Origin of the sequence: uncultured Streptococcus sp. (assembly GCF_963456385.1) — a bacterium.
GTDB lineage: Bacteria > Bacillota > Bacilli > Lactobacillales > Streptococcaceae > Streptococcus.
Genome location: NZ_CAUOLF010000033.1, coordinates 1 through 13,083, shown reverse-complemented (window position 1 = coordinate 13,083; position 13,083 = coordinate 1). Strand labels below are relative to the sequence as shown.

Annotated in this window: 14 protein-coding genes and 1 pseudogene; all 15 read right to left on the bottom strand. The window is 42.8% G+C overall.

Annotated elements, in window-relative coordinates:
- A pseudogene (locus RP262_RS10880) lies at positions 1-103 on the bottom strand (AraC family transcriptional regulator); the annotation flags it as partial.
- 206 nt (positions 104-309) lie between these two features.
- Entirely contained in the window at positions 310-618 is a 309-nt protein-coding gene (locus tag RP262_RS10875) for a putative quinol monooxygenase (protein WP_002922031.1), read from the bottom strand.
- A 15-nt stretch (positions 619-633) separates the two neighbouring features.
- Positions 634-1,620 carry a rhodanese-related sulfurtransferase gene (locus RP262_RS10870; protein ID WP_311155157.1) on the bottom strand — a complete coding sequence of 329 codons (987 nt, stop codon included), beginning with the start codon at positions 1,618-1,620 and terminating at the stop codon, positions 634-636.
- A 316-nt stretch (positions 1,621-1,936) separates the two neighbouring features.
- Entirely contained in the window at positions 1,937-2,479 is a 543-nt protein-coding gene (locus tag RP262_RS10865; protein WP_002900998.1) for an ECF-type riboflavin transporter substrate-binding protein, read from the bottom strand.
- A gap of 11 nt (positions 2,480-2,490) precedes the next feature.
- Positions 2,491-3,336, bottom strand: a complete 846-nt coding sequence (locus RP262_RS10860; RefSeq protein ID WP_311155156.1) for an S-adenosyl-l-methionine hydroxide adenosyltransferase family protein — start codon at positions 3,334-3,336, stop codon at positions 2,491-2,493.
- A gap of 30 nt (positions 3,337-3,366) precedes the next feature.
- The gene (locus RP262_RS10855; RefSeq protein ID WP_311155155.1) at positions 3,367-3,960 is read right to left on the bottom strand and encodes an MptD family putative ECF transporter S component; all 594 of its coding nucleotides are present in this window, start codon (positions 3,958-3,960) and stop codon (positions 3,367-3,369) included.
- Between the two features lie 16 nt (positions 3,961-3,976).
- Positions 3,977-5,359, bottom strand: coding sequence for a M20/M25/M40 family metallo-hydrolase (locus tag RP262_RS10850; protein ID WP_311155154.1), 1,383 nt, complete (start codon positions 5,357-5,359; stop codon positions 3,977-3,979).
- 116 nt (positions 5,360-5,475) lie between these two features.
- Entirely contained in the window at positions 5,476-6,303 is an 828-nt protein-coding gene (locus RP262_RS10845; protein WP_311155153.1) for an amino acid ABC transporter substrate-binding protein, read from the bottom strand.
- 118 nt (positions 6,304-6,421) lie between these two features.
- Positions 6,422-7,564, bottom strand: coding sequence for a M20 peptidase aminoacylase family protein (locus tag RP262_RS10840; protein ID WP_311155152.1), 1,143 nt, complete (start codon positions 7,562-7,564; stop codon positions 6,422-6,424).
- 112 nt (positions 7,565-7,676) lie between these two features.
- Complete coding sequence (locus RP262_RS10835; RefSeq protein WP_311155151.1) at positions 7,677-8,783, bottom strand: DUF4352 domain-containing protein; 1,107 nt, start codon at positions 8,781-8,783, stop codon at positions 7,677-7,679.
- Positions 8,784-8,907: 124 nt separating this feature from the next.
- Positions 8,908-9,624 (bottom strand): YebC/PmpR family DNA-binding transcriptional regulator, encoded by a 717-nt coding sequence (locus RP262_RS10830; protein ID WP_037616164.1) that lies wholly within the window; start codon positions 9,622-9,624, stop codon positions 8,908-8,910.
- Positions 9,625-9,891: 267 nt separating this feature from the next.
- Positions 9,892-10,311 (bottom strand): hypothetical protein, encoded by a 420-nt coding sequence (locus RP262_RS10825; RefSeq protein WP_311155158.1) that lies wholly within the window; start codon positions 10,309-10,311, stop codon positions 9,892-9,894.
- 187 nt (positions 10,312-10,498) lie between these two features.
- A complete protein-coding gene (locus tag RP262_RS10820) occupies positions 10,499-11,302 on the bottom strand; it encodes a DUF6612 family protein (protein ID WP_311155150.1) in 804 nt (267 codons plus the stop codon).
- A 205-nt stretch (positions 11,303-11,507) separates the two neighbouring features.
- The gene (locus RP262_RS10815; RefSeq protein ID WP_002910410.1) at positions 11,508-12,602 is read right to left on the bottom strand and encodes a nucleotidyltransferase; all 1,095 of its coding nucleotides are present in this window, start codon (positions 12,600-12,602) and stop codon (positions 11,508-11,510) included.
- A 7-nt stretch (positions 12,603-12,609) separates the two neighbouring features.
- A partial coding sequence (locus tag RP262_RS10810; protein ID WP_311155149.1) for a hypothetical protein occupies positions 12,610-13,083 on the bottom strand: 474 nt, incomplete at its 5' end.

Sequence of the window (13,083 nt, the reverse complement as noted above, 5' to 3'; positions counted from 1 at the left end):
TCAGACTCAGCTCTTCATCTGCATGCTGACGCAGATAGGCTGCCACTTCTTCCATGATGGCTTTAGACATAGACCTGCTCCTTTCCCATTTATTTAAGCCCATTATATCACATCAAAAAGAAAGGACAAAAAATCGAAACCGCAGAAAGAAAATCAGAAATCAAGTGATACTCTGAGAGATGATCTAAGAACTGGCGGAAATAGTCTGCTTTCCAAAATCTCTGTCCAACAAGACTTTTACCTGTAGATAAATGATAAAAAAACTTTAGACGTTTGAATCGTCTAAAGTTTTTAGTTTTTCTTAGGAATTTAGAAACTTGCCTTACCATCAAAAATAGTCAGCTTATGCAAATTTTCCATGCCTGAAATAATGGGTCTAGCTTTTGCAATGAGATTTTGAAAAACTTCCAAGGTCAGACTGTCATTGTGAGCTTGCTCGCTCTCCCAAACTTCGTAAATATAGATGCTGTTGGGTTCATCTGCCTTCTCACCTAAGATATAGCAGAAACAAGTGTCAAGATTTTGCATTTCTTTGACAACTTCTTGCATGTAAGCAGTAAGTTCCTGCACCTTTCCTTCTTGGGCCATTAATTTCCCATAAACACAAAATTTTTCCATTAGGATCTCTCCTTATTACTGAGCTACCAGTGTTTCCAAGCTTTCTCCAATCGCAGCCAAACGTTCCATCACTTCTGCCTGGCTCAAGCCATTTTCAGCCACATAGCGATTGCGAGGGTGAACGCGGCATTCGTGAGAACAGCCACGGAGGTACTTGTCTTCATTTTCTTCTGAAGTCAGGATGCGGCGGTTACACTCCGGATTGCCACAGTTGACATAGCGCTCGCAAGGAGTACCGTCAAACCAGTCTTTCCCAATCACAACTGGATTAACATGGTTGATATCAACCGAGATACGCTCATCAAAGACATACATCTTGCCGTCCCAAAGCTCACCTTGAACTTCTGGATCCTTGCCGTAAGTCGCGATACCGCCATGAAGCTGACCAACATCCTTGTAGCCTTCACGAACCATCCAGCCTGAGAATTTCTCACAACGAACACCACCGGTACAGTAAACAACCACTCGCTTGTCCATGAACTTCTCTTTGTTATCACGGATCCATTGTGGCAACTCACGGAAGTTGCGGATGTCTGGACGGATAGCACCGCGGAAGTGACCTAGATCGTACTCATAGTCGTTACGAGTATCTAGGACAACAGTATCTTCGTCCAAGAGGGCTTCCTTAAATTCCTTAGGTGATAGGTAAGCTCCTGTCGTTTCCAGCGGGTTGATGTCATTATCAAAATCATTGTCTTCCAAGCCCAAGTGCACGATTTCTTTCTTGTAGCGAACAAACATTTTCTTGAAGGCTTGCTCATTTTCTTCGTCAATCTTGAACCAAAGGTCTTCCATGCCCGGAAGGCTGTGCACATAATCCATGTATTTTTGAGTGGTTTCATAATCACCAGAAACCGTTCCATTGATTCCCTCATCTGCTACTAGGATGCGGCCTTTAAGACCAATGGACTTACAGAAGGCCAGATGATCAGCTGCAAATTTCTCAGCATTCTCAATCGGAACATATTTGTAGTAAAGTAGGACGCGAATATCTTTTGCCATAAGATTTCAACTCTCTTTTCTCTATAAAATTTTCTGAATTTTTTAATTCATCTATTTATTATAACCTGATTGAAAAAACTGGGCAAAATATTTGTTTGAAAAATAGCAGAGCTGGAAAGTTTAAGCGAGAAGGACAACTTATCGCTCTTCTTCCAATTGGTCCAAATACTTTTCAAAGCGTTTTTTTCTTCTATTCTCTTACAGATTATCCTTTCACTTTATAAATCTCTATAATACAATATATAATTTACATTTTGTCTTTTATTTTGTACAAAAAAGACTGGGAATCCTCCCAATCTTTCAATTTTTGATGTAATCAATCTTTTTTGAGACTTCCTGCGCGTGTGCGGGTGCGAGCGTAAGCGGTCAGCAAGACAGTTCCGATTACTGCTACTGTCGCAGAATTCACTAGAATTGCTACAATACTTTGGGCAATAACCTTATTGACCGGCTCACCAGATACAATCACATCACCAATTGGGCCGATTAGCCAAGCGATTGCATTGGCTCCAAACTGAATCAAGTTAAAGCGAATAATATCCTTGACTTCAAATTTGCCTTCTTCCACTTGGAAGAATTTTCTAAAGAAGCCAACTAATAGACCGAAGACCCCGCTGCCGGCAATCCAGAACCACCAAAGTCCGCCACCGCTCATAGCGTCTTTAATGGCATGGCCAATGAAGCCCATCAGGAAACCGACGATTGGTCCAAAGATGACGCTAAAAAGAGCTTGCAGAGGGTATTGGAGCTGGATGCTGGTATTGGGTACAGGCGTTGGAATATTGATCATTCCGATGACCACGAATAGGGCTGCTCCAATTCCTGTTGCGACTACGTTTCTGATTGTATTATTTTTCATGTTCTTCTTCCTTAATTCTCAATTCTCTTGATTTCAATATGCCACTGGGCACCGACGCCAACATTGTAGGCCTTAGCAAAGGAACCTTGGTTAATCGCTAAGCCAACCCGATAGAGGGAGTTGATATAGAGGATAGGCTGGCCGATGCGGACATCCGCAAAGGACTTGCCATAGGTTACTTGGTTTTGATAAACCAGCATGTCATTGTTATAGATGGTAACCTCGAATCGGTCACCAAATTCCGGTTTTAAGGTGCAGAATTCCTCGCGGGTGATAGAGGTCCAGAGAGAACCAAAACGGACATCCAGGATATCAATAGCTCCGCTGACATAATGGTCCGCGATTGTAGTCTCTACTACCTGAATTTCGACAATGTCTTCGACCTTGAGTTCTGGTCCAACCTCTTCAAAGCTGATATGGCCGCTGGCTAGCTTAGCACCTGTATAGGCATAGACATCACGGCCGTGGAAAGTATAAGAATGCTCCGTATCCTTGCGGCGATTTTCCACTTCAGAAATTTCCCGAATGGCCTCAATGCCGACATGCTTCTTGATGAAAGACAGGGTGCCGTTATCAGGCGTGACGATGTACTGGCCCTTTTTAGTCTTGGCTACCACACTCTTCCGCTTGGAGCCCACACCCGGATCCACTACTGACACAAAAGTCGTTCCTGCTGGCCAGTAATTAACTGTCTGAAAGAGACGATAGCTCCCCTCAAAGATGTTGTAAGGGGTGATATCGTGAGTCAGATGATGAATTTTCAGAGTAGGCGATTCTTCTAAGGCTACTCCTATCATGGCTGACACAGCTCCATCTACCAGACCAAAGTCCGACTGGAGTACGAGTAAATTGTTCATATTTTCTCCTTAGTTATATTTTCGATGATATTAGACCGAAGCTGACTTGGGAAGTCTCGCTTTAAGGATTTTCCTACCTAACAGGGCTCCAAGTAAAGCGCCCAGTAAAATACTGGCCACAAACCAGAGGACCAAGCTGGGTACAGGCTTAAGCATGACCTGCTCGATGTAAGCCTGAGTCTTTCCTCTGGCAAGAAGACTAGCTTCATACTGCTTGGGCGCCAGCCACATTAGGAAAATAGGACCCGCTGTGCTAAAGCTGAAAACCATAAAAGACAGCAAGTTTCTAACAGTCTTTTGATAGCTGCCTGACCGAGCTATCAGATCCGCTAAAATACCACAAATCAAACCTGGTAGAAAGGCTCCAAAGCCATGTCGACTGAGCAGAAAGAAGAAACCTAGCAGACAGCCTAAGCCGCTGATCAGACCGAAAGTCTTTATTTTCTCTGTATAGAAGATGAACAGAACTCCGCCAAAGAAAGCTGTAAAAGCTGGAGCGTAAAACATATTGCCGGAGCGGTCAAATAGAAGCCCAACCAAGACGCCTAAGAGCATGGCTAGGAAATAAAAGAGGTAAAAGAAGCCAGCCTGCTTCAGTTTGTCTTTTCTTATAGAGTATAGCATAAGCCTTCCTTTCCCGCTAGTCAGCTCGACGATAACTACCAATCAAGTCTTGAATGAGCTCTATGTGAGTATAGTAGTCAGCAATTTTCACATTCTCATCTCCGCCATGGTCTCGGCTGTTAGCATTGCCAAGTCCGAAAGCCGCCATAGGAACCTCCAAGGCTGCATAGACCGTGTGCATCGGACCAGTTCCAGCTGAGGTCGGCAGAACAGAGATGCCCTCTTGGTAATAATCTTTAGCCAGTTCGATAAGATTGAGAATGGAAGGTGCACTCATGTCGCTTCGATAGCTCATCTCTCCCAAGGTATAGGTCAGCTCAACCGCTGGATAGCCATTCTTGTCCAGCTGCTGACGAATCTTGTCCAAAACATCTTGTGGTTCCAGACCTGGCACCAAACGAACCTCCATCTTGGCCTGGGCATCTGAAGGCAAAATGGTTTTAACCCCTTGGCCTTGATAGCCTGATCCGAAGCCTTCAATATTCAGCGAAGGCTCAAAGTAAAATCGACGGAGAAATTCCTTCCGTTCGTCCAGTAAAACCGGTAATTTCAAGCCATAGACTTGACTCAACTCTTCAGGAGTCCGCAGGGCATATTCCTCAATCAGAGCCAGCTCCCGTTCATTTGGCTCTTGAATCTGCTCATGAATGCCCTCAACCAGGATTCGACCGTCTGGACTGCGCAAGCTGTATAGAGCATCGAGCAAATACCAGGAAGCAGAATTGATGACCCCGCCAAAGCTGGAATGGATGTCTACATCTGCACTTTTGACCGTCATGTCAAAGGTAACAATTCCCTTGTTACCGCCTGAGATTTCCAGCTGACCTAGATTGTTGCGGCTGCCTTGCTCCCAGACCAGCAAATCCGCTCCGCGTAGGCGTTTGCGATGCTTGGCCAAATATTTATCCAAGTCTGTCGAAGCAGACTCTTCTGCCCCTTCCATCATAAAAATGATATTGACTGGCAAATCATCGTGCTCTCGAATATACTTGCGAACGGCCGTCAGACGAGCTGTAATGTGCCCCTTGTCATCATCCACTCCTCGCCCATACATAACTCCGTAATGAACCGACAGTGTAAAGGGATCATTTGTCCATGGCTGGTCATCGTCTGCCGGCACTGTATCGTAGTGGTTGTAGAAAATAATAGTCTTAGCAGCAGGATTTGAAGAAAGAAACTCCGCCAAAACAAATGGAGCAGTATAGCTATCGTCAATCATGACCTTGGCACCTGCAGCTGTAAAAATCTCTCCCAAATAGTTGGCTACTTCCTGCAGGCCAACCTGCTGGGCAAAGATCGATTTTTTAGAAATCAAGGTCCGCAGCACTTCAAAATAGTGCTGGGCCACCTCGTCGTTTTCAAATTTCTTGATTTGTTCAGTCTCAGTTGAGAAAGGCATGCGTTACTCCTATTAACAGCAGATAAAGGGCTGGGGAAATAAGCTTCCCCGCCCTTATCGTATTTCTTGTATCAAAGTCTAGTCAGTCAAATGTAGACTGGACTTGATGGGATTTCTTACTTGATATCTTTTGCGTCTGGCAGGTAAGATCCGCCAAAGAATTCTTGAGATAGCTTTTCAAGCGTACCATCCTCATAGAGTTCCTTAATCCGCTTGTTGACAAATTTTTGCAAGTCTTCCTGACCGCTTGCAATAATCGGATAAACATAAGGCTGCTGGTCGCTTGGAAGTTCAATCACTTCCAGATTATTCAAACCTTGGTCTTTGATAATAGACTCTACAGTTATGCGCTCAAAAACTTTATAGTCCGTACGGCCGTCATTCAGATTGGCCAAGATTTGCTGAATGGTTCCGTCCGTATAATTAATTTTTGTCGGTTTGTCGCTATGCTCCTTGTTGTAGTCCTCTAGTTGCTGAGCTGTTGAAGTCCCCTGAACAACCTCAGTAGACTTGCCGCCAATGTCATCCAGCGATTTGATGCCCTCACCCTTACGGACAACTAAAACCGTTGGATTTTTCGCATATGGACTAGCATAGAGATATTTGTTAGCACGTTCTTCAGAATAGCTGATATTATTAGCACCAATCTGGTAACGGTCACTGTCCAGACCTGAAAAGATAGAAGCCCACTTGGTCTTATTAAAATTGACCTCATACTTGTCTGATCCCTTAAAGATAGCACGAAGGACTTCGATATCATAGCCAGTCAGTTTACCGTCTTTATCCTCGTATGAAAATGGTTTGGTCGTCCCCACTGTTCCGACTTCTACCTTTGTTTTCTCTGTTTTCTTCTCACTTGATGATGAGCAAGCCACCAAGGCACCAATGGCCAAGACACTGACGGCTGCCAGAGAGAAGTATTTCAAGGTTTTCTTCAGGTTCATATTTCGAATTCCTCCTAAAAAGTCTTTCTTTATCATATCAAATAAGGAGAAACTTGACCATTATATATTTTTTATGGAGGTGATAGCTTTTCTTTATCAGCTTTGAGGCAGTCATTCACTAGACTTTCTGCCTGTAGTGCTGCAGGAGAAAGAGGGCACTTTCGACATAGTAAGGAACGGAGACTTTGAAGGCTTCGTCGTCAATGACCATGCTGTCGTGATGGAGATCAGGAGCATTTTCTGCCCCATTTGAGCCGATAAAGGCAAAGACGCCTGGAAGCTCCTCCTGATAAAAGGCAAAATCTTCTCCAGCCGAGGATGGATTGGCTGGCAGGACCTCAGCTAGATTCTGTGAATGCTCATAGAGCAGCTCGGCCAATTCAGGGTCATTATAAGTCACTGGCGGTGTATGGTCCCAAGAAATCCTGGCCTGAGCTCCAAAATTCTCCGCTGTATTCTCTACAATTCGGATAAAGTCTTCTTTGAGACGCTGCTGCAAGGTCGGATTGAAGCTACGGATAGTCCCTTCAAAAAAGCCCGACTGCGGCAGTACATTCCAGGTCGCTCCTGCTTCGATATGAGTCACAGATAAGACAGCTGCTTCAAAAGGAGACACTGTGCGAGCCACTAGAGCCTGCAGGTTTTGAATCATACTAGTCAAGGTCAATACTGTATCAACCCCCAAATCCGGTCTAGCCGCATGGCTGCTGACACCTTCTACTTCAACCTTGAACTTCTCAACCCCAGCCATCATGGCTCCAGCTTTAAGTGCCAGCTGCCCCGCCTTGAGCTGGGGCATATTGTGAAAGCCGATAATAGCAGACACATCGTCCAACAAACCAGTCGTAAGAACCTGACTGGCTCCCTGAGAGGTTTCCTCAGCCGGCTGGAAAATCAGACGAACCGTCCCTCTCAAATCTCCTTCCATAGCCTTGAGCAGCTCCGCTGCCCCCAAAAGGCTGGTCTGATGAAAATCATGGCCGCAAGCGTGCATGACGCCTGAATTCTGACTGGCATAAGGCAGACCAGTCTGCTCCAAAATGGGCAGAGCATCGATATCAGCCCTCAGGGCAATAACCGGCTTGCCAGAGCCAAGCTCGGCAACTAGGCCCGTTTTCAGACCGGATTCTAAAATCCTAATCTCCAAATCTTCCAAATAGCCTTTTAGGAAAGCCGTCGTCTCAAATTCATGCCCAGACAGCTCTGGATGCTGATGAAGATAATGCCGCGTTTGCATCAGTTTATCATAAAATTTTTTCATGGCAGACTCCTTTACTCGAATACACCTATCTATCATCCAGTATAGCACAAAGCTGGACGAGGGCACAAAAATAGAGAGCAAATAATCAATAATTAGCCCTCTAATTTTTGTATTAGGATATATCACCTTCGAAGGAGATGACAATGGATTCATAAGAAAAATCACGCTCCAAAACCCACTTGCCATCTGTCTTTACAAATTTCAGCTGATAATCTCGTTCTGGGGTGAGAAGCGGCCGTGAGTCCAATCCAGCCATCATGTCATCGGCATAATTCTTATCTTGTGCTTTATAGAATTCCGAAAGATTCGCATACTCAGAACGATGCTTGTCAGAAAACTCTTTACTGTAGTTCAGGATGGTTTTGCTTAGACTGACCGTTCTTGGTTTAATCTTGATCACTATCTCATTTGGCATGTACTGGGCTACTGTATAAGAAATTTCGGATCGCTTTGCATTATTTTCCACATAGGCATCGATAAAGGCACTGACTTCCTTATCGGTAAAGGGATAGTCATGCAATTTACGTTTGAAGTCTTCAGCAAAAGATGCTCTAAAGTCGTTTTTATCTTGCTCCAAATCACCGCCCAAGACAAAATCTTCCTTGCCCTTGGATGACTTTGCCTTGTCTTTGCTTTTGGCGTCTCCACCTAAGAAAACAGCATTCAGATAATCAGAAGCTAGTTTCTTTGAATCTTCGATTTGATCAGGATAGCTCGAAGGATCAACATTTAGCTTGATTTCTTCTGTTTTCTCATCAGCATCATAAGTTTTCTTCTCATAGTGCAGCTCATATTTTTTATCCTTTTCAACCTTAAATACAAGATAACCAGAAAGAGTCTTTCCCTTAGCTAAATCTTCATATTTCAGTATTTTAAAGTTTTCTGCATCATCATAAACTCCGACCGGCTGGATTTTCTCACCTTCTGAATCATAAAAGCCAATGTCCGAAGAGGAAATCATGATTTTTTCATCCGTTTTATTCTTAATTTCCAATGACAAAGCTAAGTATTTTGAATCAGAGGCCCCATTGCTTGGCAAAATAAACTGGCCTTCCTTAATCTTGACCTCTACTTGCCCATTGCTGGCTGCTTTCTTGTCCTTCTTCTCCTGACTTTGCTTACTTGGAATATCCTGATTTGAAGTCGGAAGCAAGGCACAGGCTGTTAAGTTCATTCCTGCTAGAAGCAAGGTCGCGTATTGAAATACTTTTTTCATCATTGTCTCCTTAATAACTTAATAATATGACCTTTCTATTCTACCATACTTATCTTGACTGGTAAACACAGTCTGAAAGTTATTATCATACAAAAAACCTGTAGCTCCAACTACAGGTCAAGTATCTTTAGAATCCATCTACATTCGTATAGATTTTTTGGACATCTTCATCGTCTTCTAAAACGCTATAAAGTTTTTCAAAAGTTTCCAGATCGTCACCAGTCAACTCAACTTCAGACTGAGGAATCATTTCCAGCTCAGTTACTTGGAATTCCTGGATGCCAGATTCACGCAGAGCCACGATGGCCTTGTGAAGGTCGGTTGGCGCTGTATAGACAGTGATGCTTCCTTCTTCTGCTTCAACATCATCAACATCCACATCCGCTTCCAGCAGCTGTTCAAAGACGCTGTCAGCGTCGTCACCCGCAAAGACAATCACACCTTTATTATCAAATAAATAGGCTACAGAGCCGCTAGCTCCCATATTACCGCCATTTTTACCAAAAGCAGCACGGACATTGGCTGCAGTCCGATTGACATTTGAAGTCAGAGTGTCAACAATCAGCATAGAACCGTTTGGCCCAAATCCTTCATAGCGGCCTTCAGTAAAGGTTTCGTCAGTGTTTCCTTTTGCCTTATCGATAGCCTTGTCAATGACATGCTTCGGCACCTGAGCCTGCTTAGCTCGGTCGATAACGAATTTCAAAGCTGTGTTAGACTCTGGATCTGGATCACCTTTTTTAGCTGCTACATAGATTTCCACACCAAACTTAGCATATACTTTTGAGTTCGCGCCATCTTTGGCCGTTTTCTTTGCCACAATATTGGCCCATTTACGTCCCATTGGAGATTCTCCTTTTGATAAATTACATTTTTAATCTTTCTTATTATAACACAGGGAATCAGAAAAATCACTAAGAAAAAATGATAGCTTCTAGAAGATTCAGATTGGTTTCTTCAACTTCTGCTGGGCTGAAATCGAGACAAAATTGATTTCAGTTTTCCTTCCATAAAAAATCCAGTCGCTAAAAGAGCAACTGGACGGTACATTCTATTTCCTGAAACTGGCAGGTCTGTCATAGCGGAACTTTATCAAAATCCATTAAAAATATCACTGATAATTTTTCACAATAGGCAAATCCGGTTTGCACCTGCTTAAGCAAGCAAAAACATCCTCTATTCTGCCATCTAAAAAAGTGACATCTACTCGAACGGACTTGCCATGATAAGGCTTGACATATAGGTAGTCTCTCCGATAGTACCTGACTCCCAGTCGAAAAGAAGCCTGCCCATCAGAAGTTCTTCCCCAAGCCGGCCGGTAAAAGACACTTTCCAGCTGATTCCAAGCAAAGCTATGCTCTTTCAAGAAAGCACCTCGCACGGTCAAGCCCCATTCTGTTCCCGCAAGAACAAAGCACTTTTTACTCAGCTTGCGTCCCGCATGGATGATTATAAAAATTTCAAGTAGACTGGCTAAGAGAAAGGTAAGGAAAGAAGGCAAACCGAATGAAATAATTCCTGATCCAGGCATGGCTTTATCAATTGAAAACAGGAGCAAGGAAGCTAAAGCGCTGAAAATGATGCCTGAGACTAAGAAGACAGAGGTCCAGATTACTATGGTCAAATAGAGTCCTCTACGGTAGCGAAAAGCAAACAATAAAGGCATGACTTTTCCTTTCTTTCTCAGCTAATTCTTTAGAAATAATTCTGCTTATGCTTTACTGAGGCGCCTTAAACTCATCTTCATCTATAGTGTTCCAGTCAGAATATTGAGTATCTGTTTGAACATCCATACTACCTTTTTCACCTTTATAAGATAAACCTAGCTTAAATTCTTTTAAGAATAAGGTCTTTTTATCCAAGCGTACTTCTAACTTCTTATCCATATCTGCCTGAGTAACACCTGACAGCTCTAGTTTGAATTCTTCACCAAAAAGCCCCAGTAAATCAGCATTTTTACTACTTAATTTAAAGATATATTCATCACCGCTTTCCTTTACAGTGACATCATCAGCCATTTGATAAAAGCCATCCATAAGTTTGAAATAATCGGGCTGAACATAATAATCTGCCCCGCTTCCAATTTCTTGCTTAGACCATGTTCCATTTTTAGAAGAACGAGTATACAAAAGTTTATCCTCTCCGCCTGGCATAATCGCTTCTTGATAACTCTCCTGACCGCTCTCTTTTCCATCTATGACTAAATGCCCCTTGGCCAGCTCATCCGTGCTTTTATCATACAGAAGATCTCCGCTCATCGTTTGAGTTTTATTGGAACCATCTACAGTGATAGATAGTTTTACCTTCATTTTCATTGAAGTTAGATCTTCATTTGCAGTTTCTGCTTTTTCCAAGAGTTCTTCAATATCGTCAGAAGAAGTATTCTTTTGGATCTCACGGGAGCTATTCTCAGTTCCACCCTGATTCTTTTGAGAATGCTTCTGCCCAATCAAGCTACAAGCACCTAAACTAAGCGTAAGCAAGGCTGTAAGTGCCATAAAGGTAATCTTTTGAATTTTCATGAGTCTTCCTCCTTTGAGACATGGATAGGAAAGATAATCATTCAATCAGCATAGCAATGTTTTATTGACCGAATACTAGCTTTCATACCTACAGTCAAACCGCTAAAAAGCAAATCATGCTCCTTAGTAAAAACAAGTTTATTTGTTTATTATACCATTTTTTATTTACCATCGCAAACAAAGCAAAAAGGCTGAATATTCAGCCTTACTTGTCTTTCATAATCGGAACCCGTCCAAAATTCTGTTCCATAAGTGCAGGATTGCCTAGCTGATAGACCTTATCAGCCTGCTGGGTCAAACTGTCCCACGGCTCCTTGCCGATACGGCTGACTAATTCAACCTTTCCCTTAAGCATGGACAAATGCTGACGCCCCTGCTCGGAAAAGCCTAAAATATGAACACCTGACGGAAGCTCTTCTTGTCTAGCTCCGACCAGGGTATAGGTCAGCAGACGCCGAACCCGAGCCTTGGTATAGCGCTTGGTCGCCACCTGATCAACCAGCTCTTCTATGGTCTCACTGGTTTTCAAAGCCTCTCTAATCCTAACGGCCAACTCCTGATTGACTTGATAAAAATCTGTCAAATCCGGACTTGTCATTATCTGGTAACGGAGATAAGGAAAAAGGTCCGACCAGGTCACCTTGGGAGCCGTTTCAATCAAGCGATAGGCTGGGGTGAATTTTTTGAGAAAGTCTGGCTGATCCAACTTCTGACGAAGGGCAGTTGCAGAGGCAAATTCTTGATTAGCTGATAAGGAATGGTAGCCAGCCCCCTGACGTTGAATCGGACACAGCTTCATAGCCTTTCCCGCCACAGCCTTAGCATAGGCCAAGCCCAAGATATGGTTAGGCGTAGAGCCTGAGAAATTGAGCCCTGCAAACTCCTGCCACATGGCCTGAGTCTTCTGGGGATAGGATAGGGAATCCGGCAAGCCAGCCAGATAAGCCTCCATCTGCTCTGCCTTTTCACCATAGACCCTCGAAATACTATCATAGTCCAACACTTCCTCAGTTCCAAACATCAGATAATCAATGCCCAGTCTCTCTAAGATGTCTACTGCCCCCTTAGCGAAAAAGTCTGCCGCCTGAACGCTGACCAAGAAAGGCAACTCAAGGACCAAATCCGCTCCAGCTTCCAAAGCCATCTGTGCCCGAGTCCACTTATCCACGATAGCCGGCTCTCCTCGCTGAACAAAATTGCCGCTCATAGCGATAATTTTCAGACCAGAAGCCTGCTCCAGCAGATATTTGTGCCCATTATGAAAAGGATTAAACTCTGCGATAATACCTGTGACTGTCATCTCCGTCTCACTTTCGTTTATAAATAGTTAATAATTTAATAATGATATTTGAGCAAGCTAGACAACTTGTAATAAATATAGGTATAATTGTATACGAATCAACCTGATTATTTTTTAAATCATCCAATAAAAGGACATAGGTTCCAAGAATTAAAATAAATAATAGCATAATTGTAAAAAATTGAACCCATCTAGATAGATAAATAAGAGCACCTTTTATTTCAGGTGACTCATATTCTCCGAGACACTTAAATAAATAAGGTAAAACTGATAAACTGACAACAATTAGTAATGTTAATACAACTAATACGTTATTTGATAATTGTGTCAAAATTTTATCATAAAATTTTATAATTAATTCCAATACTTTGCTATTAATATTTACTAATTTTGAGTATTTAACAAAACAAAAAGCTAAAAACATAGGAAATATTATATATCTCAAGAATTCAAAGCCATTTTCTTTCTCTACGTCTAATAT